This window comes from Streptomyces sp. HD (assembly GCF_028369295.1).
Classification (GTDB): domain Bacteria; phylum Actinomycetota; class Actinomycetes; order Streptomycetales; family Streptomycetaceae; genus Streptomyces.
Window position 1 is genome coordinate 1 of sequence record NZ_JAQMYP010000158.1, and the last position, 876, is coordinate 876.

Sequence of the window (876 nt, forward strand, 5' to 3'; positions counted from 1 at the left end):
GTGATGGCCATCAACAACGGTGACGTCAAGGACGTCATCACCCCGCTCGCCGCGACCATCGACTTCATCGGTCTGCTGATCCGGATCGTGCAGGTCGTGTGGGGCCCCACGCTCACCATCGGTCCGCTCCTCGCCCTGCTCGCCCTGTGGGCCGTCGGCAGCAAGCAGCAAGCCGCACCCCAGTGGGCACTGCCCGCCAACGCCCGATCAAGCGAGGGCGAGCCGATCACCCCGTCCATCGTCGTCAAGGCCCTGCGCCACCTGGGGCTGCCCGCCCTGCGCAACGCCATCAAGGACATGGACGACGCCGGCGCCGCCATGCTGGGCCCGATCGTGATCGCCGGATGCGGTGTCGAGGTCGACGTGCAGTTGCCCTTGGAGGTGTCCACGGTCGAGGTGCAGCAGCGCCGCCGCAAGCTGGCGGAGAACCTCAACCGGCATGAGCACGAGGTGTTCATCACGATCCCCGAAGCCGCCCGCACCGTCCGCCTGTGGATCGCCGACTCCGGAGCGCTGGACGAGCCGATCGGCCCGTCGCCGCTGGTCACCGACGAGACGATGGGCGCGAACTACAAGACCGGCAAGGCCCCGTGGGGCCAGGACCTGCGCGGCGACGCGGCAGAGCTGAGCGTGTATCAGCGCCACCTGCTCATCACCGGCCGCTCCAACCAGGGCAAGACCGCCGCCCTGCGCGCGCTCGCCCTATGGCTCGCGCTGGACAAGTCGGTGCAGTTCTGGCTTGCCGACCTGAAGGGTGTCGGCGACTGGAGCATGTTCAACGGGATCGCTGAGGTCCTGATCGAGGGCCCCTCCGACGACCACTGCATCCAGGCGACCGAGATGGTCGAGGACGCCGTCACCGAGATGAACCGCCGG

The 876-nt window shown here is 68.6% G+C and carries 1 protein-coding gene; it reads left to right on the forward strand.

From position 1 onward, the window contains the following. Positions 1 to 876, forward strand: an 876-nt coding sequence (locus tag POF73_RS45780; RefSeq protein ID WP_272125474.1) for an FtsK/SpoIIIE domain-containing protein, incomplete at both ends; no start/stop codon positions are given.